This is a genomic window from Nostoc sp. DedQUE04 (assembly GCF_034530995.1).
Taxonomy (GTDB): domain Bacteria; phylum Cyanobacteriota; class Cyanobacteriia; order Cyanobacteriales; family Nostocaceae; genus Nostoc.
Genome location: NZ_JAVRCA010000081.1, coordinates 13,027 through 37,944 on the forward strand (window position 1 = coordinate 13,027; position 24,918 = coordinate 37,944).

A 24,918-nucleotide genomic window follows, 5' to 3' on the forward strand; every position below is an offset into this window, starting at 1 on the left:
CAAGGGGACAAGGAGAATAACCCATGCCCAATGCCCCATGCCCCATGCCCAATGCCCCATGCCCCATACCCAATGCCCAATCTCAAAATCCAAAACCCAAAATCCAAAATTGTTATGGTTAGTCTGCTAGAAAATCCCTTGCGCGTTGGTCTGCAACAACAACGGATGTCCGAACCCCAGATTATAGTCATTTTTGGCGCTTCTGGCGATCTCACTTGGCGCAAACTAGTGCCAGCACTTTACAAATTGCGGCGAGAACGGCGTATTCCACCAGAAACTACCATTGTCGGTGTAGCACGTAGAGAATGGAGCCATGAGTACTTCCGCGAACAAATGCAAAAAGGCATGGAAGAAGCACATGCCGATGTCGATTTAGGGGAACTCTGGCAAGATTTCTCTCAAGGTCTGTTCTACAGCCCTGGGGATATAGACAACCCCGAAGGCTACCAAAAACTGAAAAACTTATTGAGTGAATTAGACGAAAAACGGGGCACACGAGGTAATCGAATGTTCTACCTCTCAGTTGCCCCCTCATTCTTTCCCGAAGCGATTAAGCAGCTAGGAACCGCCGGGATGCTAGAAGATCCCTACAAACATCGTCTAGTAATTGAAAAACCCTTCGGTCGGGATTTGGCTTCTGCCCAAAGTCTTAACCAAGTGGTACAGAAATATTGCAAAGAAAACCAAGTATACCGGATTGACCACTACTTGGGTAAAGAAACAGTTCAAAATTTGCTGGTGTTTCGCTTTGCCAATGCGATTTTTGAGCCGTTGTGGAATCGTCAATTTGTTGACCACGTACAAATTACCGTAGCAGAAACCGTGGGAGTGGAAGATCGGGCTGGTTATTATGAAAGCGCCGGCGCATTGCGGGATATGTTGCAAAATCACCTCATGCAACTTTACTGCCTAACAGCGATGGAAGCGCCCAACGCAATGGATGCCGACAGCATCCGCACAGAAAAAGTGAAAGTACTCCAAGCTACTCGTTTAGCTGATGTTCAGAATCTGTCGCGGTCAGCAGTCCGCGGTCAATATAGTGCTGGCTGGATGAAGGGTCAAGCAGTGCCAGGGTATCGGACAGAACCAGGCGTTAATCCCAACTCCACCACACCGACCTACGTCGCCATGAAGTTTGTGGTAGATAACTGGCGTTGGAAAGGTGTTCCTTTCTACTTGCGTACCGGGAAGCGGATGCCGAAAAAAGTCAGTGAGATTGCCATTCACTTCCGCGAAGTTCCGTCTCGGATGTTCCAATCAGCTGCCCAACAGACAAACACCAATATTTTGACGATGCGGATTCAGCCGAATGAAGGTATTTCCCTGCGTTTTGATGTGAAAATGCCAGGGGCAGAATTCCGTACCCGTTCCGTTGATATGGACTTTAGTTATGGTTCCTTTGGCATCCAAGCCACATCTGATGCCTACGATCGCTTATTCCTTGATTGTATGATGGGCGATCAAACATTATTCACCCGCGCGGATGAAGTAGAAGCCGCTTGGCAGGTCGTAACGCCAGCCCTTTCCGTTTGGGATGCACCCGCCGACGCAAATACTATTCCCCAGTATGAAGCTGGAACCTGGGAACCAACAGAAGCAGAATTCTTAATCAACCAAGATGGCCGTCGCTGGCGCAGACTGTAAAAAGTTAGGAGTGATGAGTTAATAGTTAGGAGTAATAAATTATGAGTTTTTGAGTTAATAATTTCAGTTATTCTAACTCCTAACTCCTAACTCCCAACTTTTAACTCCTAACTTCTAACTCCTAACTAATTCACCAAACAAAGCTGACAACTCAAAACTACTATGGCTCCCCAAGCTTCTACAATTTTTTCACTTCAGACGCCAAAAGATATTTCGCTTAACGAAATAGAAGCGGAACTTCATCAAATTTGGCAAAGTTATGGCATTACTGGCGAGGACGGTGGGCTTCCTGCTGCCACCCGCGCCACGACATTTACCTTAGTGGTTTACGAACCCGAAGAAACCCAGTATCTTTTGGCTACTTTGGGATTTTACAACGGCCCGCTTGATGGGATTCTAGGGCCTCAGATGGTAGCTGCCTTGCGCCAAGTACAGACAAAATATCGACTGCCAGATACGGGAACAGCAACCCCTGAAACCTTGGCTATCTTGAGAGAAGAATTCATTAAACGTCAAGGAAACGGTGCTGCCGGAGATAATGGTTCTATCGATCTTCCCAGCTTAAATGCCCCAAGCCCCAGAATTGCTGATGAAATCGCCCTCCGCAACCCCTGTCGCATCATCGCGCTATTTCCGATTACTGGCGAAGATGAAGGGGTCAAAGCTCAAGTTTCTGCCTATTGCCCCATCCAGAAGCAATCGTCAAGCACACTAATTTGCTGCGAATACATCACTATCAGTGGTACTGCTGCTGCTTTGGAACGGGTAGGGGGGATGATTCCAGCATTGTTGATTGGCGGCTTACCGAAGTTTCTCTGGTGGAAAGCAACACCACACCCCAACAACACTCTATTCAAGCGGCTGGCAGCCGTCTGCAATAATGTGATTGTGGATTCTTGCCGCTTTAACGAGCCAGAAAGTGACTTACTTCGTCTCCAAGAATTGGTAGAAAGTGGTGTTCCCCTAGCTGACCTTAACTGGCGTCGCCTCTCAGCTTGGCAAGAATTGGCAGCTGAAGCTTACGACTCGCCTCATCGTCGGGCTGCCCTTCGGGAAGTTGACCGAGTAACTATTGATTATGAAAAAGGCAACCCCGCACAAGCACTGCTGTTTTTGGGTTGGTTGGCAAGTCGTCTCGCATGGCAGCCAGTTTCCTATCAAAAGGAAACCGGAGATTATGAAATCACTCGGATTAACTTTATTGCCCAAGACCAACGCCAAGTAGAAACCGAATTAGCGGGTGTTCCCCTTGCTGATGTGGGTGAAATTGCTGGCGACTTGATTGCTTTGCGCCTCAGTTCGACCAATCCGCAGGCAGACTGTGGTACAGTAATTTGCTCGGAAACTGGTGGTTGTATGCGGATGGAAACCCACGGCGGCGCTCAATCTGCTGGTCTGTTTCAACAGGTGACTTCACTTTCTGAACAAAAGGCGGAAGCATTGCTGAGTCAGCAGGTACAACGTTGGGGTCGCGAGTCACTTTTTGAAGAAAGTCTGGGAGTGACTGCGAATATTTTCAAATTGGAAACAAATAGTTAGTTGCGCTTGGAAACAATAAAATTTACCAAAATTGCGAAAATCAAACACAAACTCTTCAGATTTTTGGATATTTCAATAATCTGGAGGGTTTTTCTATAGCGCTTCTCGGTTGAGTCCAATACAGACCTAACCCCCAGCCCCTTCCCTACAAGGGAAGGGGAGTAAGATTCAAAGCCTCTCTCCTTTTAGGAGAGGAATGGAAGTGAGGTCAGAGTATATTGCATCCACGCGAGAACCGCCATATTTTCCTTGGTGTTAAATCAATACTGTTCGGTTAAAGCAAGAGACGGGATTCATCATGTCTCTACAATAATCAATCTTTTGTCTTGACGGCGTATCGCGTCTTTGGCGAGCAATAATTTTCATCAAAAAATCTTAATCGAACCGTATTGTCCCAACCTTCTCCTAAGCTTGGGCTACGCTGTACACATTAGTCTTTTAGAGTTGCTGTGTAATTTCTGACTTTTCACGGTATCTGGAAAACCTCTCTCTAAATCTCTCCTAAAAGGAGAGAGACTTGGAATTTTCCCCCTTCCCTCGCAGGGAAGGGGGTTAGGGGGTTAGGTCAATCGTTAGCTTTTCCACATAATGTGAAAAGTCAGGTGTAACTTAGGGTGGGCTAATCTTTGCAAGTCGATGTATTAACATAACAAGTCAATGCATTGGCATAGCAGGTCGATGCATTGGCATAGCAGGTCGATGCATTAACATAACAAGTCGATGTATTAACATAACAAGTCAATGCATTGGCATAACAAGTCAATGCATTGGCATAACAGGTCGATGTATTGGCATAACAAGTCGATGCATTAACATAACAGGTCGATGCATTAACATAACAGATCAAGACGTGGGAAAACTTTAGAAGACTTTTGTGTACACCGTAGCCTTGCTTGGGAGAGGGATTTATGCAAGAAGTCTATTGAAAAGATACCTCGTATTTACCTCCACGCTCCAGGGCGCGTTTGTAAGCAGGTCGTTCATGAATGCGCTCGACAAATTCTTTCAGCTTTGGCCGGTTCTCAACTTCTTCGGGGAGTGCAGCGATTACTTCTAGGGGAAAGCTCATTTGGATATCGGCGGCGGTAAATTCATTGCCTACAAACCACGTATTTTTACGGAGTTCGTCTTCTATGTAGTCAAAGTGAAGTTTGATCTGGGGCGCGACGAATCCGCTAACCACGCTGCTGTCGCCTGCCCCGAAATTGTTCAATACCAGCCGCATTACCAACAGTGGCATTGCCGAACCTTCGGCGTAATGCAGCCAATACTTGTAGCGCAGATGCTCCGGCGTACCGGATGCTGGGACTAACCGACCATTACCATAGCGATCGACTAGGTATTCGATAATTGCACCCGACTCAGCGATCGCCAAGTCTGCATCTGTGATTACTGGTGACTTTCCGAGAGGATGAACTTGGCGCAGCGATTCCGGTGCCATCATCGTTTTAGCATCGCGTTCATAGAACTCGATCTCGTATTCGATACCTAATTCTTCAAGCAGCCACAGCACCCGCTGCGATCGCGAGTTGTTAAGATGATGCACTACGATCATAAACTTTCCTCTTTTGGTAGCTGATTATTATCCGATCTCGGCTAATCTCCAACTGTATTATTAAACAGACGTTTTCAACCTAACTCCCCTAATTGGGTAGTTTTCTGGTTTCTAATTGGTATAAGTTTGAGTTAATTGGTTTGATAAACTGGTACATCTGCTTTTGCATAAAGCGACGATGGACGCACAGCCAATAATCAAAATAGTTGCTGCATAAAAACCTAATTTGTTTCATTTATGGCTTTAGTCATTGCCGGGGAACGTAGTGGGGTGGGTAAGACAACAGTCACGCTCACCCTTTTAGCATCTTTACGCCGTCGCGATCGCTTGGTGCAATCTTTTAAGGTAGGGCCAGACTACATCGATCCGATGTTTCATCAACACGTAACTGGTCGTGCTTGTCGCAATTTAGACCCAGTATTGACTTCCGAAGCCTACGTTCAGCAATGTTTTGCCCGTCATAGTCAACTGAGTGAATATACCCTCGTGGAAGGGGTGATGGGGTTGTTTGATGGAATTGGGCATGGGGAATGGGGCATGGGGCATGGGGACAAGGGAGACAAGGGGACAAGGGGACAAGGGGACAAGGAGAATAATCATGCCCAATGCTCAATGCCCCATGCCCAATCCCCCACTGATTTTGCAAGTACGGCACACATTGCACGGCTTTTAGATTTGCCTGTGATATTGGTGATTGATTGCAGCCGTTTATCTGGTTCTGTAGCTGCGATCGCTCACGGCTATCGATCTTTTGATCCCCGAATTAAAATAGCTGGGGTAATATTAAATCGCGTCGGGAGCGATCGCCATCTCTCTCTCTTGAAAGATTCCCTAGAACCCTTACAATTACCCATTCTCGGCGTCATGCGGCGTCAAGATAACATTACAATTCCCGATCGCCACTTGGGTTTAGTACCCACAGCCGAACTTCCCGAACTCAATGCTTTAATCGATCGCCTCGCCGATTTAGGAGATAGTTGCTTCGATTGGCAACGTTTATTACCTTTGTTAAAATCAGAACCCCTTTCTTTTTCTGCTTCATCTTCCTTATCTCCCTCATTCCCAGTTAGGATTGCAGTAGCCCGCGATCGCGCCTTTAATTTTTACTACCAGGACAATCTCGATTTGCTGCAACAGCTTGGTGCAGAATTGGTTTTCTGGAGTCCCTTAGAAGATGCTGGTATACCAAAAGATATTCAGGGAATGTATTTTGGCGGTGGTTTCCCAGAAGTTTTTGCCCAACAACTCGCAGAAAATATCAGCGTTCGTGATGCAGTGAAAACGGCAATACTTAAAGGAATGCCTACAGTCGCCGAATGCGGAGGATTGATGTATCTGTGCGAGCAAATTATCGATTTTGAAGGTAAATCTTGGTCGATGGCGGGAGTGCTACCAACATCTGCTGTGATGGGTGGACGTTTAACTTTGGGCTATCGTCGTGCTGTCGCTTTGCAAGATAATTTGTTAGTTAAGGCAAATACAACTGTTTACGGACATGAGTTTCATCGTTCCCATTTAACCTTAACTCCGACTCAACCCCTATTTGAAACCTCTCGCTACGATTGTGACGAAAATATGGGATGCGAAGGATGGGGTTTACCTGCAAATATTCATGCTTCTTATATTCATCAGCATTGGGGAGAAAGTAGAGAAATTCCCCAGCAGTTTCTTAAAGAATGTCTAAAAGTAGCATCTTCAAAAACGTGGATTTAAGCCAATACAGTTCAGATAACCCAAAACCCTCATCTAGAGACGCGATTTATCGCGTCTTGATTTATCGCGGGGTATGGGGACAAAGAGACACAAAAAGGCAGTGATATCATGTCCGCATAATTAGTTATGCTAACCACAGTCATTACACCCCACCCCCAACCCCTCCCGAAAAGCGGGGAGGGGAGACAAAGCATAACTTTGGCGGGGGTGGGGTTCTTCGGGTTTAATAAGCAATCAAGCGGACATGATATGAGATAATTCACCGCCTCCTCTTGGATCAACTCATAGTTCCATGTTAGTTTTGGACTTCAACCCAACGGCGGTAAAGCTTTTGAATTTGTTTGAGAAGCGCAGTGTGAGCTGGTTGATTTGACTCATTCGGCTTCGTCATATCCTGCAATTGCGTCAGGAGTCTGGCTTCTTCGACAGCAACTTCACCATCGCTATAAATTAAACCACTGATGGCTTCAATCAGATTTTCGCAATCTTCAAGACTGGGGCGATCGCCTAGATACTCCCGCACCCAGTCGTAGCATTCTTTTGGCTGCACAGGAACTAATTCGTACAGCCAAGGCTTAATTTCTGGGTCGTTAGCTAAACCTTTTGCTTGAGCTATTTCGCGGAGATATTGCCGTTCTTCTGGCTGGATTCTGCCATCGATCCAGGCTGCTCCAATCAGGATTTTAACTAAGTTTTTTACATTGGAAGGGGAAACCATTGCTGCCTCCTCTGGTAGATTCAGGCCTCCACCAAATCGTACAATCCCAAACAGTATTCACTCGGAATTATTGGTTTTTCTTAAGCGCACCATAAAAAAACCATCCATATCCTGTCGATGGGGCCAAAGTTTAAACCAACCTTGAGGCGCACTATCGGTAGAATCAGGTAACTCAACGCCAATAGGAGACTCAATTTGCCACTGAGGTGAATCAGCTAAAAATGCCGAAATTACTTGTTCATTTTCTGCTGGATGCAATGTACACGTAGCATAAACTAGTACACCACCAGGTTTGACAAAAGTTGAGGTATGTGTCAATAATTCTCGTTGCAGTACCGAAAGTTCTCGGACGGATTCTGGTGTCTGTCGCCAACGCGCATCAGCATGACGGTGCATAGTTCCCAAACCAGAACATGGAGCATCGAGTAATACGCGGTCTGCGGTGTTGTGAAATTGCTTGAAGTGGCGACTGTCGCCAGTGTAAATTTGAATAGATTGTAAATTTAGCCGTTGAGAATTTTCTTGGAGTTTGCGAAGACGAGAAGCAGTGCGATCGCAAGCCCAAATTTTACCGTCATCTGCCATTAATTCCGCAATGTGGGTTGTTTTCCCCCCCGGTGCAGCACAGGCATCAATTACCACCTCACCTGGTTGGGGGTCGAGCAAATGACCTACCAATTGAGCGCTAGCATCTTGTACAGTCCACCAACCTTCTTTAAAACCCGGTAGTTTTTGAATTGACCCAGTATTACCAATAAATCGTAAAGCTTGGGGTAAATGAGGAATCCGTCTCACCAAAACACCAGCAGATTGCAAAGCCGTCTCAACTTCCTCAATGGAGGTGCGAAGTGGGTTGATGCGTAAGTCAATGGTTGGTGATTGGTTCATCCATTCACACAATTGTTCTGTCTCAGCCAAACCCAGTTGTTCTAACCAAACTTGAACAATCCAGTCAGGAAAGCTGTGTAAAATGCCCAAGCGTTCCACCTGATTTTTCACATCATTTGGAAAAGTTAGCGCGAAACCTAACCCCCCAGCCCCCAACCCTTGTAGGGTTGGGGGAGAATTCAAAGCCTCTCCCTTTGTAGGGGAGAGGTTTGGAGAGAGGTTTTCCAGATTTGGTGATTCTGGAAGTTGTAACGGATCGCCCTTTATCTTCTCTGCAAGGCGGATGTATTGTCGTAATAAACCGTTAACAAAACCCGCCAGTCCAGCAAAACCGTTTTCTTTAGCGAGTTGGACGGTGGTATTAACAGCAGCTGAGGCGGGAATACGCTCTTGATAACGCAGCTGGTAGAAGCCCAGATGTAAGATAGTGCGGAGGTCTTGTGGTTGTTGATGAGATTTCTTTTTGGCGAATTGATCGATGAGAGTATCGAGGGTGCGTTGCCTTCTGACGCTCCCATAAACCAATTCTGTCACTAAGCGGCGATCGCAATCAGGCAAATTAACTTTTTGCAGCACTCTATCTAGGGCAACATCAGCATAAGCCCCCTTATGAACATCTCGTAGGGCGATAAAAGCTAATTGACGGGCGTTTGTCATGAAAACACGATTCGGGAGTCAGGAGGCTTTTGTATTCTAACTCCCAACTCTTTACTAATTCGTAATTCGTAATTCGTAATTGTCGAGTTGAATTCCCCCTTGTTTATAGGTGGTCTTACTTTTATTCGGGTCTAAATTTCTGTCTAGAACTGTCTTTTAATTACGAATTACGAATTATAAATTACGAATTATTGCATATATGGGTCTACAGTGGCAATTTCTAACTCACACGCTCTAGAAACCTGTTCTGCTGGTAATTTTCCAAAGCTGATTAATGGTAAAGAACTGGGGTCTGCCATCAGTTCTTTTGCTAATAAGAACCCAGTGATTGTCCAAGTTTGATATTTCCTAGCTTGTTTGCCAATCAGTCGCCCTTTTTTTCCATCATAATACTCTGGCCATTCATCTGTACTAAGGCGTCCTTGGGCAGTTTGAATCGCCTTTTGTGCGAGATTTGTTCTATTAGTTTTTACAGCCGCCGCCGCCAACATCCACATTAAAACAGGCCAACTACCAGCATTATGATACGACCAAGGTATATTTTTGGGGTCACATCCAGTCACAATTCTGTATTCTTCATGTTCCAAAGCTGGGAAACAAATTTTCATTGGCATATCTCCCACCAAATCATCCCATCGTTCCTCAATAAGAGTCATAATCGCTTGTGACTGTTCTTCGGTGGCTAAGTCGGAAATGATTGCCATTAAGTTTCCGAGTGAAAAGAAGCGAGTATCTAGCTGCGACGGGCCAACATTACCTGCTAGATAACCACCTTTTCTTGGTAGCCACTTGTCCAATTCATAATAGGGAACAGAATCTACATATATGTTGAACAGATTAACAGCAGCCTTGCCATATTCTTCACTTTTGAAGCGATAAATTGCATTCAGACGATTAATATCTATCCAATAATGCTGGCGAATATGAGCGCATAATAGAGGCAAACGGTTATCAATGGCTTCAACAATATCAGAATTACCTTGACAAATTAACAGTTCGCGAGATGCACGCAATGCCGTGTAAAAGAGGACTTGTAATTCTAGAGGATGCCCATAAATGCCCATACGACGGTCAATCATACAAGCGCCATCTGGAACCAACAGCGTTGGGTACATATCAAAACGATTCGCCAAGCAGATTTCCATGATTAACCTGATTCCATTTTGAAATTCAGGTTGATAGGCGAGAGAAAAATCTTTTGTGGCGACTATATAAGCGCGCAACAAAATAATCCACCATAGGCAAGAATCTACAGGCGTAACTCTAGCGATCGCATGTTCGCCAAAGTCGGCTTCTAAATATTCTTGCCCGTTTTCTGATACTACTTTAAAGCTAGCTGGGATTAATCCTCGTCCAGGCTTATAAGCATCTAATGCTTTTTCTTTAGGCTGTAACTTTAAAGTTTCTTCTAAGAAATTACGAACAATATCGGTTCTACCTTTGAGCAGAAAAATTAGAGCAGAAGAAACAAAATCTCGGACAAAGCACTGATCGTAATTGAGCGCTTCTACAGAGGCATCATAAGCGGCTACTGTCCCAACAGGGCGACCTTGATAATAGAGAATTGATTTTTCTAGTGCTAGCCATGCTTCTTCCACTTCTTTTAAATTCTCAGTAGTTTCCAATTCATTTAGGTGCATTGCCAGAATAACTCCATAAGGATTGTGAATTTGTGGGAGATGGGTCTTCATTTATTATTTTTGCTATTCTCAGCATAACAAAAACGATTCTTTTAATAGCAAAAATAGTTGAGCAAAAAATAATCAACTAACAAGAAATAAAATTGCTGATATTTATACAAATTTATTGTTAGTTAATTGCTTCCCATCTATTACTATTTTGGTGAATTATAGTTGTTATTTTCCACCGCAACTAGTAAGATAATTCCTAAAAACAGTCACATAAGATATACTTTTAGATTATTTATTGTTCCGTTGTTTGTCCAGAATCTTTGCTTTACCAAACAAAAACATATCTTCAGCGCTGTTTAGGAGTTGTGTGAAGTTAAACTGGTTGCAGTATATTTACTTGAGCAGGATTAGTTTTTGACATTAAGAAGCCAGATTATTGCCCTATTCTCTAATAATTTATAACGTTTTTTCTGAATATGCAAGATGAAGGCTATAAAATTTTAATATGTCAATACTTCTCAAGGGTTAAATATCTTACCCTGCTGACAGATGACATGGGGCGTTTATAGGAGTCTATCCAAAGATAACGAAGAGTGCTGAGTCAAAGACTGTTCACAAGGAACGCAGTATGTATCCAATTATATAAGTAACAAGTATTAGTACAATGTTTATCGTAAGTAAAAGAGTTGAATTTTGAATTTTGAATTTTGAATTGTTAGAGGATGTCTGAGAAGTATCAAATATTTCTTGATCCCCCCTAACCCCCCTTAAAAAAGGGGGGAATAAGAGTCTTAAAGTCCCCCTTATTAAGGGGGATTTAGGGGGATCTCCAAGGGTTAGATGTATACAAAAAAAACTTTTCAGACATCCTCTTAATACTGTTCTCCCAAAGCAGCCTTAAACACTTGTTCGGCAGTTAGATTCAGCTCTGTTAAGCTTGGCGATTGAATTTGCTCATTACCACAAAACTGAGTTACTTGGTATTCGCCATCCACTAATATATAAACTGATATTGTCGGTTGTTTAGGATTGCCGATAAACCGTTTTCCACCAAGAGCAGCATAGTCAACAATCCAATATTCTGGAATTCCAATTTCCTCATATTCAGCGAATTTGAGAAAGTAATCATCTCGCCAATTTGTACTCACAACTTCTACTACCAATGGAATTGATGCTGCTTGAGTAACTGTTGATGATTTTTTCCAAAGTGGTTCATTAATTAAGTTTGGGATATTCAATCCCAGCACATCTGGAATATAACCAGATTTTTTATCGACAGATTTGATTAATGCTTGAGCCGGAATTGAATAAGCTAGGTTAAACCGGCGAATCTCAAAATTGAGTTCTCTAATCAGAAATGCTCTGACTAACTCATGTTCCCCTGTCGGCTGCATTTCAACTATTACTCCTTTATGTAATTCATATCTGCCGTTTTCCGGTTTCCATTCGACAAATTCTTCAAAATTTATCGACTCTACTAAATGTTGAAACATAACACTATTTCCTCAAATATTATTCATATTTTGACTAGCATCGATAAACTGCTAACTTCATATTACCTGTCGCTGGAATTCTGTATAAGCTCGATTAATTGCTTGCATCGAGGCTTTTGCGATCGCAGAACTATTAACATCAGGATGATACAATCTTGCTAATCGACGGTAGGCAATTTTAACAACATTGGGGCGATCGCTCTGATTTACGCCCAAGACTTCCCACCATTCCCCAGATAATCCATTGAGAGTAAATTGACTCCAAATCTTGATGCTTCCGCCATTACCGCCGCTTACCAGTGTCTTGCCATCAGGGCTAAAAGCAACGGGATTACACCCAGAAAGATTTTGTAGTAATTCCCCAGTGTGGAGGTTCCAAAGTTTGATTGTACCGTCTCGGCTGGCACTGGCGAGGGTTTTTCCATCAGGGCTAATGGCAACAGACAAAACCGCAGTTGAGTGTCCAGTCAGAGTAGAGATTAATTCTCCAGTTTGGAGATTCCACAGTTTAATTGTGGTGTCTGTGCTACCACTAATAAGAGTTTGACTGTTATGACTGATAGCAACTGTATTCACAGCACCCAAATGTTTAGTGAGAATATAGCGTTGTTCCCAAGTTTTGACATCCCAAAGCCTAATAGTTTTATCGGCGCTACCACTGGCAAGGATTTTACCATCGGGACTGATGGTGACAGATAAAACTGCGTCTGAGTGTCCATTCAATGTGCGTTTTACTGCTCCTGTGTAGCGTCCCCAAATTCTAATCGTTTTATCAGCGCTACCACTAACAATAATTGCCCCATCAGGACTATATACTACCGAGTTAACAAAGCCATTATGACTGTAGGGAGAATTTAAATAAAAGAATGTATGGAGAAATTTTTTAGTGTCTATCTGCCAACTGCTGATTTTGCGATCCACACTACCACTTGCAATCTGCTGTCCATCAGGGCTGATAGCAACAGATAAAACTGCTTCTGCTTGTCCAGAGAATGTATAAAGCCATTTTCCGATTTTCAAGTTCCACAAATTAACTTGTCTGTCATCACTGCCAGTAATTAAGGTAGTACCATCAAAACTGATTGCGATCGCATTAACTGCCGCTAAGTGACTCTTGAGTGTGCGTACACATCTCCAAGTTTCAGGTAGCTGGGTTGTCAAAGATATTTTTTCTGGTTCAATATTGGGAGTAAAAGGTTTAGGGGTAACAAATTCTGATTTTTTATTGAATTCAGCCTTAAGCGCTTGTAACTCGTCTTCCATTTCCAAAACAGCAAATTTTTGGTTGAGATCGTCGCCAGATAAAAATGCATCTAATTCCATCGCTGCTTCGGAATAGTAGCCCATCTGCAAAACTTTCTCTTCCATCCGCTCAAAAAGCTGTGCTGGAGTTTCGCTAATTCCCGATTCATCTAATAGTTTGGCAATACCATAGGCGGCGAGTCCAACTACTGCACCAATTCCCGCCATCGGTACTGCACCAATGCCAAATGCCAGCCCTACTTTCGGTGCGACTAAACCCATACCACCGACGATGCTATAAACACCAGCACCGCCGACTGCACCAATTCCCATTGTAGCGAAGGCAGCTGCATCTCCTTCTGCGATCGCTTTAAAAGCGCCATAAGTAGCAGCACCAGCTACAGCGCCAGCACCAACTACAGGAGTTGTACCAATACCGACAGCGCCAAAACCACCTGCTAGACCCATCCCGCCTACAGTTGCGGAAACACCAACACCTGTTATGGTTCCACCTGCAATGAATGCTGCGCCTGTTTTAGAGTTTTGTGTCACTGGTTTTTGTTTTTGAAGAGGAACAAATTAAGAAAAAACAAGGCAAAGTGTGATGCCTACGGCGGGTTGCGCCTATGCATTTTCATCCTTCCTCGGTTGAGATAAAGTTTTTTTAGAATAGCAAATACCCTCCAGTAAACTTACTGGAGGGCTATCTATAATATTTGACAAATTTTTACTATCTACAGCTTAGTCAAAAAAGACCTTTTTTACTCCATAAGCTGCAAGTCCTGCTGTAGCTACAATTCCTGCTGCTGGCAATGCTACAACCGTCGTTGTTGTAAATCCCAAAACACCTAAAATTCCAGGAGCGGTAGAAGTAATTGTAGCTACTGTAATTGAACCTAGACCAGCAGCAGCAGATGAAGCTGCTGCGATAGCGCCTATAGCCTTAGAGTTTTCAGAGTTTAGCATTTGTTTATTTCTTTCCTGTATTCTTTAGTCTAAGAGCTTCTTCAAACCATAAGCTGCTAGTCCAACTACAGCACCAGCAGCTACGACTGGGGCTGCCCCAATAGCAATACCACCGAATGCTCCTGCCAGTCCCATGTTACCAACCACAGCTGCCACTCCTGCACCTGCTGCGGCTCCGCCTGCTGCGAATCCTGAAGCTTCTTTGATATCGTCTTCTTTACGCTTTTCAGCCATTATTTTTTCGCTTACAGTTAATAGATTTAGAACCAAATTAACAAAATATTTTTTATGTTTACATTTGTACTTTTACTGAAATACTGAATGAATTTTTCATAAAGCCGAAATACTCAAATTAACCTAGCTTATTTATCTAAAATTAGAACTTTGATTACAAATCTTCAGGTGTTAAACCTGTTACTTTAGCAATTCTTGCTAACATCCGAGGCCCAATCTCTTGACCATCGTGAAAGGCAAACACAAAATCAGCCCAGTCAGGACGTGTCATAATTTTATGCGAACCTGATTGGCGTTTAATCTCCCAACCAATACGCAGCAAAGCAGCTAGGACACGCTTTGCCTTTGTGCTAGACCACTCACTCATGCTGCGGCAAATGAAACGCTGACTAGCTCTGGAGTTACTTCTCCATGTTCCAGCTTATCTGCTAACACACGCAGAGCTAATGCTTGAACTCTAGTAACTGCTTCTTCTGGTGTCTGACCGTAAGCCAGTACACCAGAAAAACCAATCACTTCAGCCAGAAAGCGTCCATCCTCTTCTTGTTCAATCTCTATTGTGAAGTTCATAGGTAAGCCAGTGATTGTAATAAAAGCGATTCCTGGATAAAACGAATGCATTAAATTGCTCGACAGTTCCCCGCCTTGAACTCAGCGATCGCTTCTTGTGCAAAAGCTTCCAGTTTGCCATCAGCAATGTCTTTCTCTAATTGTTCATCCCACCGTTGATAGTCTAAATCAGCAAACCATTGAATAAGCTTTTCGTACTCGTTGGGTGGCAGTTGAAGAATCGCGGATTCAATTTGCTCAAGTGTCAGCATAAGGATACATCACCTTTACTCCAAGCAAATTATAGCTTTCTCAAGTAACGATCTCGACCGTGGTTGTATACTTTGCATCCCAATCTTTAAATTCGCCTCTGTTTGGATTAAAGCAGAAATTTATCTCTGTAACTGAGACTTTAGGTAGCGATCGCATACCATACACACACTCTATCGATTATGTCAAGCAAGCCTGCGCTTTTATTAATCAGCAAATAGGCGAACTTGAACCAAAACCCATACGCAATCAGGGAATTCTCAATAACCCTGATGAAATCTACTAAAAAGATGGAATAACATTTGTGTGTGCTTCAGCAAATTGTGTATAAGAGTTAAAAATGACGATATGGCAACATCTAATATCCTCAAAGAACCACAGCTTTTGCGGCTGGGTAGCTTGTTTAGTGGGCTGCGTGGCGATTTCACGGGAGGACTAACAGCAGCAGTGGTGGCATTGCCTTTAGCTTTAGCCTTTGCCGTGGCTAGTGGTGTGGAACCAAAGGCGGGACTTTACACCGCGATTGTGGCGGGAATTGTCGCCGCGATTTTTGGTGGTTCCTCAGTACAGATTACAGGGCCAACAGGTGCGATGGCTGTAGTTTTGGTGGGAATTGTCGCCAAGTACGGCCTTGAGAAAGTTTGGATTGCTGGGGTGATGGCTGGGATTATCCAAATTGCCTTGGGGGTTGCCAAACTGGGACAGTTAGTCAAATTTATTCCCTATCCGGTAACGGCAGGTTTTACTAATGGTATTGCCGTGATTATTTTTTGTGGTCAGTTAAATAATTTCTTTGGTTTAAAATTACCACGTAGCGAACATTTTTTACCCGGACTTTGGCAAAGTCTAACTCATGTAGAAGCTTTAAACTGGGCAGCAGTTGCTTTGGCAGTTGTGGTAATTGCCACCAATCTTTTGTGGCCAAGGATCAATACGACAATACCAGGTTCTTTAGTGGGACTAGTGTTAGCAACTGCGATCGCTTCTGCTTTCCATCTGAATGTACCAACAATTGGCACGATTCCTCAATCTTTACCGATGCCTCAAGGTATTCCCCACTGGAATGATTTTAGCCTGATTCGGGAACTAATTAACCCGGCTTTGGCTTTAGCTGCACTGGGAAGTATTGAATCGTTGCTATCGGCGGTTGTGGCTGATGGAATGACTGTTAGCGAGAAACATAATAGCGATCGCGAATTAATTGGTCAAGGTTTGGCTAATATGATTGTGCCATTTTTTGGTGGTATTCCTGCCACAGGTGCGATCGCTCGAACTGCTGTCAATGTCCGTTCTGGCGGCAAAACCCGACTATCTGGCGTAATTCACGGTGTTGCCTTAGCCATCATCGTTTTAACTTTAGCACCCCTAGCAGCACAGATTCCTTTAGCAGCACTTGCTGGGATTTTGATGGTGGTTAGCCTGCGAATGGTTGAGTGGGAAGCCATTGGTTTATTGATGCGTGCTACCTACTCAGACTTTGCTGTAATGATTCTCACCTGGCTAGTGACAATATTGTTTGACTTAGTTCTCGCTGTCGAAGTGGGATTGATTGCAGCTGGAGCCTTGTTCATCAAACGCATGAGCGAATTGAGCCTAGCTAAAATACCTGAAACCGAAGTATTTCCCCCCGGTACTCCTTTGGAATTAGGTAAAGAAATTGCCGTTTATCGGGTAGATGGCCCTGTATTTTTTGGTGCTGCTGAACGGTTTGCTACCTTCCTCCGCGATGAACCGGAAGTGAAATATTTAATTCTCCGGTTGCGGTTTGTACCAAATATGGATACAACTGGATTAGTAGCTTTAGAGGATATTTATCATGACTTGGAACGGCACAATTGCCGCTTAATTCTCACAGGTTTACAACCCGAAGTCCAACAACTACTAGAACGTACAGGATTGTTAAATACAATTGGGTTGTCAAATTGTTTTGAAACAACCACAGAGGCGATTTGCTCTATCTCTCCTCAGATTGCATGTTCTCAACCTGTAGCGGCTGATTTGAAAACAAAAGAATTGCTGGAATTAAATGACTGAAAATATTTTGACATTAAGAGAATGTTTGAAAAGTCACAAAATATCCTAGAAAGCCCTCTCGAAACCTCTTTCCTTCTGAGAAAAGGCTTTGTTGTTACCAAAAAAACTTTTTAAACATCCTCTCTATTTCTCCTCTTTCTGCGTTCTCTGCGTCTCTGTACTAACCGGCAGCAAGCCCCTTTGCATCTACATTAGACCTCTTGCAAAAGTTACTTTTGCAAGAGGTGGGAAAAGGGGTAAGGGGGAAAGGGGAAAGGTTTTTTATTCCTTTTCCCTTTCCCCCTTACCCGAATGGCACTAAGAAAAGCCGAAACTCTTGTTTAACCTCGTTCCCAATTCCTGGATAATTTGATTTTTGGCTGCCTTCTAAGAAAAGCCGAAACTCTTGTATAACCTCGTTCCCAGTCTTCAGACTGGGAACGAGTTCCAAGAGGCTCTGCCTCTGGTCAAGAAAGAAGAGGCGGAGCCTCGCAAAATAGGTTCCCAGCCTCCAGGCTGGGAACGAGGCAACACAAGACTTTGGATTTATCTTAGTGCTATTCCCCCCTTACCCTTTTCCCTACAAATGCCAAGAAGTCTATTTATTACGAATTACGAATTAATTAAAGCCTGTATTCATTGCTGAATCAGGCTTTTGATATTTTTTATTCAACTCGTATGGAGAACTTCAGTTTAATTACCGAATAGCGAATCCTTCCGGTCTGATTGCATCTTCCAAATCAACACCCATCAGGTTAGCTCCCTGGATGTTTGCATTTGTCAGATTTGTATCTTCCAAGTCTGCGTTTTGTAGGTTAGCGGTTTGCAGATTGGCTCCCAGTAGATTGGCTTTCTCTAAGTCTGCATCAAATAGGTTTGCTCCCACCAGGTTTGCTCCCCAAAGGTTTACCTTGCCTAAATCTGCTCCTTGAAAGTTAGCCCCTTGTAAGTTTGTTTGCTGCAAGTTAGCTCTTTCTAAGTCTGCATTTTGTAAGTTAGCACCTTCCAAATTTGCTGCTTGCAGGTTTGTGTCCTTTAACATTGCCCCAGCCAGGTTACAGCCGACACATTCATTGGTTTGTAATAAATGTCTAACGTTATCTGCTACTGACACTATTGGCGGCACAACTGGAGATATTACTGGTGGTGTTACAGGCTCTATTGGTAATTTAAGCGGAGATATTACTGGTGGTGTTACAGGCTCTATTGGCGATTCAACTGGAGCTAGTTCAGATTCCGTAGGTATGGATGGTGTTAGTGTTTGCGCTCTAGCGCTGGGCTGGATAAGCAGAGTAAATCCCGCTACAACTACCAGAAACACTGCTTTTACGAGCCACTGAGTTAATTTTTTAGAGTTGGATTGATTCATTAGTTCCTTCATAATCTGATTCCTATTGGTGGGCTTGCTTTTATAAGAGCCATCGATAATGTGCTTTATTCTCACTTTAGATAACTTGATTGATAAGAGCAAATATTATTGTTATTCATATTGATAAATTCAAGTGATTAAAAAATCTTTTTGGATGGGAACCGATCGCTGATTTGTTTGCTTACATCATCAAGAATTGCGATCGCGTGGAGCGTCCACTCAAGGGGGAGCGATCGCTTCATACCTAATTCCCAAGCATTGCCAGACTAGGTAAAAGACGATATGTTTCACTTTTAATTAAGATAGACAGTCCCAAGTAAATTAAGATAAAGGGGAAGATTTTGCGACCATAGCGAGTTAAAACGGGAGTCATCAGAGGATTACGAGTCAAGTTGTAAGAGAGTAAACACCACATCCCAACAGCGCAATAACAAACACACAGAATTACGCCCAAACTTGGAAGATTGCTACTGGCAAACAACGGTACATAAATTCCAATGTTGTTTCCTCCATTGGCAATGGTGACAGCAGAAACACGGTAAGTTTGAGGATCGCGGATGGTTGCTAATAGTGATTTCTTCTGGCGTGCAGATTTTACCGGAGAGGTTAAGTCAACTGACACAGCTTGCACTGTCTCTTCTTGTTCTTCTCGACTGATGAGATTACTGATACCAATGGTGATGGGAAGTAAACCTAGTAAACCAATCCAGCTGCTAGGAATAATCAGACCCCCGAAGAAACCAGGGAGACTAGCACATACTAAGGTAGTAAATCCCAGGAATTCACCGAGAACAACATGCTTAGGACGAAAGTTACGATTGACTTTACCGAAAAAAGCTGTCAAATATAAGTTGTCGTCAAAGGTAGTTGCAAAAGCGACAGAGATTCCAATCAATAATGTACTAATTAGCCAAGCCATAATTGTTGCTCACAGTAATTCTAATGCTGTTTGTGTTAATCTTCTCTGCTTCTCGATCTGAGGGCAGGTTAGGAGATTTTGTGACTGTTTTTCTAACGACAACCGAGCGATATTCGTTATTTATCAGCCAATGACCCAATTTTTAGAGGCATTGCCTCCAATCAAATTGGTGATTTTTTTCTCAGCAAGGTACCTTGGGAGCTCATGAAGTCAATATTATGGCTTGCAGCCAAATAAGAGCAAATACTCTTGTTTTTTAAAATGATAAATAAAAGTGATTGACAAAATTACTAGATATTTTCGGCTTTGTACCCATTGACACTTATGAGGGAAAAACGGAAAGAAAATAGCCTTTAACCTTTTCCCTAAACTAAATTCTGAGTTCAAAATGCACAAAACGAGTAGTATTGAATACTGAGCTATTGTTTGAGAAACTTCTATGCAATCGCTCTTATTGAAGAGAACTCTTGTCAGATGATAAAGGCTCGGATATCCTTGACGGCTAGCATTTAACATCGGTAATATGACTAATCGCCCTCTGACTTCAGTTTTGAGATGTTCAGTAATGTTGAATTTTAACTTGTAATTATGCTAACCAGTGTTGACCGTTTATTATTTGTCCGGCGAGTCCCGATTTTTAAGGAATTGCGGGATGATTTTATTGTGCGGCTCACTTCAGTGATGAACGAATTGTCATTCCCAGCTAATTACACCATCTTTCGACAGGGAGAAGAAGGGCGATCGCTCTATATTGTCGTCTCCGGTCGAGTTAAAGTTCACATTGGGAATAAACAGTTGGCAGAGGTGGAACAGGGAAAATATTTTGGTGAGATGGCAGTATTCGATACTCAACCTCGATCTGCCACTGCCACGACTTTGGAACCTTGTGAATTTTTAGAACTGACGCAAGAGCAACTATATGATGCGATCGAAGAAACTCCCGAAATTGCGGTGAATATCATTCGTGAGTTATCCCGTTTGATTCGCAGATTGAACGACGATATGAATGTAAGCTCTTTGCGGAGTTAATAGGCAAATGTAGAGATGTAGCACTGCTACGTCTCTACAAGGCTTCTGAATAATCTAAAATGTGGTTCAAAATAAATGAAAACTGCTGTAAGTTTGATTATTAAACTCAGCACTGATCACTGCTTATTATTTAGGTTCACCCACACCCGGAGTTTCTTCTTTATCAACTTTAGGCACAAAATCAGGACGTTCTTTGCTTTCCCAACCTGCGGGGCGTTTCGAGTTGTACCAAGCTATTGAGCCAATGGTGACAGCAGCAACAAAACCAACGACATACACCAAGGTAAAAGCAACAGGAAAATGAGGAGCAGCATCTATAGCTGGTGCTGCTGTTTGCATAAATAATAAATTCATGAGTATATTCTCCACAGTCAGGTAACACTATTGAACACCCTATAAGATGAGCGTATCACCTAACATCCCTCTGTAGTTTAGTTTGAGCAACTTCATATTGCATAAAAAAGGGCAGAGGGGAGGGGGAAGTCGCTGACAGGTGTAGGTTTGTTGCACCTAGTGGTCTGCCAACCCAAAAATGCGCTTGTGAGGGTTGGGGAAAGGCGAAAGGGAAAAGGGTAAGGGATTTAAAACCTTTTCCCGTTCCCGCCACCTTCCCCTTTTCCCTGCTAAGTTCCCTTGGCGAATTACTAGTTGCACCTGTTAGCTTGCCCCACTGCCTCTTCTTCAGCATTTATATCTTTGCCATGCAGACTCGACTATTTCAGCAATGATTTCTGTATATGTCATACCACCCAAACGTCCGATCATTGGTAAGTCTGAGCGGATATGATGTAGCCCTGGCAATGGGTTAACCTCCATAAACTGCAATACACCGCTAGGATCGCAGCGCAGATCCACGCGGGCAGCATCACGGCAACCAAGAGTATGGTAAGCATCCAGCGCTAGTTGCCTTGCCTGTGCTGCCAGTGGTTCGGGATCTATAAGCAAACGATAAGATACCCGTTCCAAATACTCATCTTTATTAAGGGTGGTGTAGGCAAAAGCTTCCACTTGGCCTGTAAAAATTACTTCCATCACACCTACTACCCGTGAGTTGCTACCGTTGCCAATAATGCCTACTGTTACTTCTCTACCAGGAAGAAAGGTTTCCACGAGTATTGGTTGCCCAAAAAGTTCGTGTAACACTTGATAAGTATTGACTAGCTCCTCGCGTTCTTTGACAAGAGAACGCCCAGTTACCCCTTTAGAACTGCCTTCCGCCATAGGCTTAAGGAAAAGTGGCATTGGCAACGACACAGCTGCTGCCTCTGCGGTAGTATTCGCGACCTCAAAGGGAGCTGTCGGCAAACCGCGATCGCGCACTACTCTCTTAGTTAGTGCCTTGTCTAACGTCAGGGCGCAGGTAAGCGGATCGGAAAAGGTGTAAGCTTGAGCGAATAATTCGCAGATTGCCGGGACTTGAGCTTCGCGAGAACGACCCTTTAAACCCTCAGCAATATTGAAAACCAGATCCCAGCGATCGCCTTTTGCCAAACGCAGAGCAAGTTCTCTACCATTACCGACACGTTCAACCTGATGACCTAACTGCAATAGTGCAGTTTCCAGCCCGATGATGGTTTCTTCATCGTCGAACTCCATCACCTCAGAGGCATTGAAACCAGCCTGAAGGTAATCTGCCTTCAGGTCATAACACAGACCAATGAATAACCCCATAGCCCGATAATTCCCAGTGAGAAAGCTTTCTCTGTTAGCTTTAACGTACAAATCAAATATCTTAATTAAAGAATTTCGATTACTAAATCCTTAATTAAGTGAAAATATCTCATCAACAACATCAAACCATATAGGAGATTTATCATCAGGAGAACCGTTGTAGTTAGCAGTAATTTCTTCTCCTGCTTCTATATCTCGGTAGGCAATCAGATCCAACTCTCGGTCAGCGAATTTTTTCACATAATAAGCATTGGGATTGAATGATTTAGGATTGCTATATGTAGGGTTAAACCTACTTTACTGGATCTACATAGGTGTACGTCTTACCTGCCCAATTTTGCACTGTAGCTGTACCATTCTCATAAGCAACTAGAGTTTCGGCTTGAATTGGGACTTTGCCACCGCCACCAGGGGCATCAATTACATAAGTTGGTACAGCGTAGCCAGTAGTATGACCGCGTAATTTAGAAATTAAATCAAGCCCAGTTTGCACGCTCGTTCGCAGATGTGCAGTCCCAACAACAGGGTCGCATTGATAAAGATAATAAGGTCGCACACGCAGCTTCAGAAGACCGTGAAACAGATTCTTCAGGGCTTTTTCAGAATCATTCACACCTTTTAACAGCACGGTTTGACTGCCTAGAGGAATGCCGCCATCAGCGAGGCGATCGCAAGCTTGTGCGACTTCTGGGGTAAGTTCCTGCACATGGCAAAAGTGCAAAGATAGCCACACACGATGTTTACGTAGCAAGGCAACCAGTTCTGGTGTAATTCGCTGCGGTAAAAAACTCGGCACGCGGGAACCAATGCGGATAAATTCAATATGCTTAATGGCACGCAACCGCCTAAGCAAATTGTCTAAAGGTTCATCAGCCATCAATAGAGGATCGCCACCGGAAATTAGCACATCACGGATCTCGGTGTGTTCCTCCAGATAAGCGGCGATCGCATCCAACCGCCGCGTTACTGGGTACATCTCACCTTGGCTCACTAAACGAGAGCGGGTGCAGTAACGACAATAAGCAGCGCAGCTGTCTAGGGCAAGCAGCAACACCCGATCGGGGTAGCGGTGTACAAGTCCTGGTACTGGAGTGTCGCCATCCTCACCGCATGGATCTACCATGTCTGCTGGACTAACTATTAGTTCTTCTTGCCGTGGTATCACTTGTAACCGTAGTGGACAAAAGGGATCTTCTGGATCGAGTAGCGATGCAAAATATGGAGTTACGGCTACAGCAAACTTCTCTGGTGCAATTAAAAGTCCCTGTTCTTCGGTAGCACTAAGCCTGAATAACTTCTGAAAGTGTTCCAGCTTAGTCAACCGATGCCGCATTTGCCAACGCCAATCGTTCCAGTGTTCCTGGTTGTAAGTTTCTCCCAAAATCTGACAAATTTCTTCACACCGAATATCAGTTACTAGAGGATCTAGAGTAATGTTTTTGATCATGATTAGACCGAAATTAAGCTGAGAATAATAAACCAATCACAGCCTAATAGAGTGCGGCGCAAATCCAGCTACCATCTCAATTAAGCAAGCAGACAAGTAAGGGCAATTAATGAATTTCCCCTACTCAAGTCCCTTGTTAAAGGTAAGCAAATTTATCTCACAGTGTATTAGTATGTTTACTTAGATTTTTAGGTAAAATAAAAAAATTTACTTTCAATCTGATAATAAGTATTTTTCTATACTAAGTAGCTTGATGCTGCGATCGTAGCGATCGCTCAATTTACAACTTGTGTAGAATAATGCAGCCAGCTACGTCACATTTGATTACCGTTGGGCGATTGTGGCGAGAAGACGACTAAAATAAATTTCTTCGTTGCTAATCAGCGACTCATTGCAAAAATCTGTTCAGCCGTTAAGGGAATGTTCGGAAACAATCTAAAATCAATTCGATCCTGCCCTCGAAACACCTTTGGGGGTAAATACTCTCCATCTTCAAGTTGGTAGATTGTAATGGTTGGCTGTTTGGGAGAGCCAATGAACCGAATGCCACCAAAAGCAGCATAGTCCACAATGATGTACTCAAAAACGCCCAAGTCCTCATATTCAGCAAGTTTTGTCAGATAGTCGTCCTTCCAGTTGTTGCTAACGACCTCAATTACTCCGGGTGGTGGAATATATGCAGCAGCAGAACTAGAGCTAGTTTTCATCCTCTGCCATTCAACTCTTGCAAATATGACAATATCTGCTTTCCGGCTTTTTTCCTTTTCGCCTGGTGCTGTTTTGAGCCGAACCTGCTTGGACTGGCGCGACACGTAAGGCAGGTCATTTTCTTGGCAGTGATTTTCTAAGTAAGCACACAGTCGCTCGATCAAATCCTCATGATTTGCATTTGGTTCTGATAATGGCACAGGAATCCCATCCAATAGCTCAAACTCTCTGCCTGAACCATCGTCCCAGGCAAGAAATTCTTCAAAAGTCAGTGGTTGTGTGACGGTTGCGTACATCGCCCTCGCTCCCTTGCTGACGGGTACTTCACTCAATTATCTCATTTCTTCGTTTTCTGTATCTGTAAATATCATCATACGAACCTTTATATTCTTTATGATGTTCACAAAATCTAGAAAAATCCTTCTCAATACATCTAATAGTTTGATGTTTTTTATTGTTGAATAAGTTCCCCCAAAAACTTGAGTAAAAGTTTGCAGGAATTGCTAGTTTGTTGTGGATTTTTTTTATGATTACGTCAGCATATCTAGAATTCTGAGTGTTGACACCGTGGATAAAGAATACAAGCATACTGGTGAATAATTACAGTTATAAACCTCGTCTACGTTGAAACCCGTAGTTTTTCCTCATCTTCTTCAAGATGAT

23 protein-coding genes and 1 pseudogene are annotated in these 24,918 nt (G+C 43.3%); 6 read left to right on the forward strand and 18 right to left on the reverse strand.

The window, feature by feature from the left end; genetic code table 11:
- Nucleotides 1–114 precede the first annotated feature (114 nt).
- Complete coding sequence (gene zwf, locus RM049_RS34470; protein ID WP_322690216.1) at nucleotides 115–1,644, forward strand: glucose-6-phosphate dehydrogenase; 1,530 nt, start codon at nucleotides 115–117, stop codon at nucleotides 1,642–1,644.
- Between the two features lie 162 nt (nucleotides 1,645–1,806).
- Complete coding sequence (gene opcA, locus RM049_RS34475) at nucleotides 1,807–3,183, forward strand: glucose-6-phosphate dehydrogenase assembly protein OpcA (RefSeq protein ID WP_322701751.1); 1,377 nt, start codon at nucleotides 1,807–1,809, stop codon at nucleotides 3,181–3,183.
- A 919-nt stretch (nucleotides 3,184–4,102) separates the two neighbouring features.
- Here the strand turns inward: opcA and RM049_RS34480 are convergent.
- Complete coding sequence (locus RM049_RS34480) at nucleotides 4,103–4,738, reverse strand: glutathione S-transferase (protein WP_322707398.1); 636 nt, start codon at nucleotides 4,736–4,738, stop codon at nucleotides 4,103–4,105.
- Between the two features lie 237 nt (nucleotides 4,739–4,975).
- Here RM049_RS34480 and RM049_RS34485 point away from each other — a divergent pair, with 237 nt between their 5' ends.
- Nucleotides 4,976–6,451: a cobyrinate a,c-diamide synthase gene (locus RM049_RS34485; RefSeq protein ID WP_322707399.1), complete on the forward strand. Its 1,476-nt coding sequence runs from the start codon at nucleotides 4,976–4,978 to the stop codon at nucleotides 6,449–6,451.
- A gap of 295 nt (nucleotides 6,452–6,746) precedes the next feature.
- On the opposite strand, the gene RM049_RS34490 is transcribed toward RM049_RS34485, so the two are convergent.
- The 10 genes from RM049_RS34490 to RM049_RS34535 all read right to left on the reverse strand — a co-directional run bounded on the left by RM049_RS34490 (nucleotide 6,747) and on the right by RM049_RS34535 (nucleotide 15,101).
- Complete coding sequence (locus RM049_RS34490) at nucleotides 6,747–7,169, reverse strand: TerB family tellurite resistance protein (RefSeq protein WP_322707400.1); 423 nt, start codon at nucleotides 7,167–7,169, stop codon at nucleotides 6,747–6,749.
- Nucleotides 7,170–7,226: 57 nt separating this feature from the next.
- Nucleotides 7,227–8,714: a 16S rRNA (cytosine(967)-C(5))-methyltransferase gene (locus RM049_RS34495; RefSeq protein ID WP_322707401.1), complete on the reverse strand. Its 1,488-nt coding sequence runs from the start codon at nucleotides 8,712–8,714 to the stop codon at nucleotides 7,227–7,229.
- A 188-nt stretch (nucleotides 8,715–8,902) separates the two neighbouring features.
- Nucleotides 8,903–10,354 (reverse strand): glycoside hydrolase 100 family protein, encoded by a 1,452-nt coding sequence (locus tag RM049_RS34500; RefSeq protein WP_322686632.1) that lies wholly within the window; start codon nucleotides 10,352–10,354, stop codon nucleotides 8,903–8,905.
- 863 nt (nucleotides 10,355–11,217) lie between these two features.
- Nucleotides 11,218–11,838 (reverse strand): Uma2 family endonuclease, encoded by a 621-nt coding sequence (locus RM049_RS34505; protein ID WP_322707402.1) that lies wholly within the window; start codon nucleotides 11,836–11,838, stop codon nucleotides 11,218–11,220.
- A 57-nt stretch (nucleotides 11,839–11,895) separates the two neighbouring features.
- Nucleotides 11,896–13,632 (reverse strand): DnaJ domain-containing protein, encoded by a 1,737-nt coding sequence (locus RM049_RS34510; RefSeq protein ID WP_322707403.1) that lies wholly within the window; start codon nucleotides 13,630–13,632, stop codon nucleotides 11,896–11,898.
- Between the two features lie 189 nt (nucleotides 13,633–13,821).
- Entirely contained in the window at nucleotides 13,822–14,046 is a 225-nt protein-coding gene (locus RM049_RS34515) for a hypothetical protein (protein WP_322701757.1), read from the reverse strand.
- A gap of 24 nt (nucleotides 14,047–14,070) precedes the next feature.
- The gene (locus RM049_RS34520; protein ID WP_190911601.1) at nucleotides 14,071–14,280 is read right to left on the reverse strand and encodes a hypothetical protein; all 210 of its coding nucleotides are present in this window, start codon (nucleotides 14,278–14,280) and stop codon (nucleotides 14,071–14,073) included.
- A gap of 154 nt (nucleotides 14,281–14,434) precedes the next feature.
- Nucleotides 14,435–14,647, reverse strand: coding sequence for a type II toxin-antitoxin system HicA family toxin (locus tag RM049_RS34525; RefSeq protein WP_322701758.1), 213 nt, complete (start codon nucleotides 14,645–14,647; stop codon nucleotides 14,435–14,437).
- Complete coding sequence (locus tag RM049_RS34530; RefSeq protein WP_322707404.1) at nucleotides 14,644–14,850, reverse strand: type II toxin-antitoxin system HicB family antitoxin; 207 nt, start codon at nucleotides 14,848–14,850, stop codon at nucleotides 14,644–14,646. Before RM049_RS34530 ends, RM049_RS34525 begins: the two co-directional genes overlap by 4 nt.
- A 50-nt stretch (nucleotides 14,851–14,900) precedes the next feature.
- A complete protein-coding gene (locus tag RM049_RS34535) occupies nucleotides 14,901–15,101 on the reverse strand; it encodes a hypothetical protein (RefSeq protein WP_322701760.1) in 201 nt (66 codons plus the stop codon).
- 59 nt (nucleotides 15,102–15,160) lie between these two features.
- Between RM049_RS34535 and RM049_RS34540 the strand changes: the two genes are divergently transcribed.
- Together RM049_RS34540 and RM049_RS34545 are read left to right on the forward strand one after the other, a co-directional pair.
- Nucleotides 15,161–15,385 carry a hypothetical protein gene (locus tag RM049_RS34540; protein ID WP_322707405.1) on the forward strand — a complete coding sequence of 75 codons (225 nt, stop codon included), beginning with the start codon at nucleotides 15,161–15,163 and terminating at the stop codon, nucleotides 15,383–15,385.
- 62 nt (nucleotides 15,386–15,447) lie between these two features.
- Nucleotides 15,448–17,133 (forward strand): SulP family inorganic anion transporter, encoded by a 1,686-nt coding sequence (locus tag RM049_RS34545; protein ID WP_322686589.1) that lies wholly within the window; start codon nucleotides 15,448–15,450, stop codon nucleotides 17,131–17,133.
- A gap of 676 nt (nucleotides 17,134–17,809) precedes the next feature.
- Here the strand turns inward: RM049_RS34545 and RM049_RS34550 are convergent.
- Together RM049_RS34550 and RM049_RS34555 are read right to left on the reverse strand one after the other, a co-directional pair.
- A complete protein-coding gene (locus RM049_RS34550; protein ID WP_322707409.1) occupies nucleotides 17,810–18,481 on the reverse strand; it encodes a pentapeptide repeat-containing protein in 672 nt (223 codons plus the stop codon).
- A gap of 244 nt (nucleotides 18,482–18,725) precedes the next feature.
- Nucleotides 18,726–19,400, reverse strand: a complete 675-nt coding sequence (locus RM049_RS34555) for a cadmium resistance transporter (RefSeq protein ID WP_322707406.1) — start codon at nucleotides 19,398–19,400, stop codon at nucleotides 18,726–18,728.
- A gap of 588 nt (nucleotides 19,401–19,988) precedes the next feature.
- Between RM049_RS34555 and RM049_RS34560 the strand changes: the two genes are divergently transcribed.
- Nucleotides 19,989–20,429, forward strand: a complete 441-nt coding sequence (locus RM049_RS34560; RefSeq protein ID WP_322696418.1) for a cyclic nucleotide-binding domain-containing protein — start codon at nucleotides 19,989–19,991, stop codon at nucleotides 20,427–20,429.
- 126 nt (nucleotides 20,430–20,555) lie between these two features.
- Here RM049_RS34560 and psb35 read toward each other — a convergent pair whose 3' ends face one another.
- The 5 genes and pseudogenes from psb35 to RM049_RS34585 form a co-directional block, all read right to left on the reverse strand.
- Nucleotides 20,556–20,783 carry a photosystem II assembly protein Psb35 gene (gene psb35, locus RM049_RS34565; RefSeq protein WP_322674798.1) on the reverse strand — a complete coding sequence of 76 codons (228 nt, stop codon included), beginning with the start codon at nucleotides 20,781–20,783 and terminating at the stop codon, nucleotides 20,556–20,558.
- A 327-nt stretch (nucleotides 20,784–21,110) separates the two neighbouring features.
- The gene (locus RM049_RS34570) at nucleotides 21,111–22,100 is read right to left on the reverse strand and encodes a D-alanine--D-alanine ligase (RefSeq protein ID WP_322707407.1); all 990 of its coding nucleotides are present in this window, start codon (nucleotides 22,098–22,100) and stop codon (nucleotides 21,111–21,113) included.
- 90 nt (nucleotides 22,101–22,190) lie between these two features.
- A pseudogene (locus tag RM049_RS34575) lies at nucleotides 22,191–22,352 on the reverse strand (SET domain-containing protein-lysine N-methyltransferase); the annotation flags it as partial.
- A gap of 40 nt (nucleotides 22,353–22,392) precedes the next feature.
- Nucleotides 22,393–23,547 (reverse strand): KamA family radical SAM protein, encoded by a 1,155-nt coding sequence (locus RM049_RS34580; RefSeq protein WP_322707408.1) that lies wholly within the window; start codon nucleotides 23,545–23,547, stop codon nucleotides 22,393–22,395.
- Between the two features lie 380 nt (nucleotides 23,548–23,927).
- Complete coding sequence (locus RM049_RS34585) at nucleotides 23,928–24,551, reverse strand: Uma2 family endonuclease (RefSeq protein WP_322690171.1); 624 nt, start codon at nucleotides 24,549–24,551, stop codon at nucleotides 23,928–23,930.
- Nucleotides 24,552–24,918 lie beyond the last annotated feature (367 nt).